Annotated in this window: 1 protein-coding gene; it reads left to right on the top strand. The window is 64.2% G+C overall.

Annotated features, from left to right (window positions below):
• A partial coding sequence (locus ISX93_RS17050) for a DUF5801 repeats-in-toxin domain-containing protein (protein ID WP_195779952.1) occupies positions 1-212 on the top strand: 212 nt, incomplete at both ends.

The following is a 212-nucleotide window of genomic DNA, read 5'->3' as shown; positions in this document are numbered from 1 at the left end:
ACCGACACCATCACCGACAAGGACGGTGATCAGGACACCGGGTCGGATTACCTCGACATCGGCCAGGCGCTGAACTTCGAGGACGACGGGCCGAGTGTCACGGTCAGTGCGGACGCGCCAGCCGACGAGCTGACCGTGGATGAGACCGACCTGACGGCCGACGACAGCGCCAACTATGCCGACAACTTCAGCAACACGCCCGACTATGGCGC

This window comes from Pseudomonas sp. N040 (genome assembly GCF_015637705.1).
Taxonomy (GTDB): domain Bacteria; phylum Pseudomonadota; class Gammaproteobacteria; order Pseudomonadales; family Pseudomonadaceae; genus Aquipseudomonas.
The sequence above is the reverse complement of the archived record's forward strand: the minus strand, read 5'-3'. Positions and strand labels throughout refer to the sequence as shown.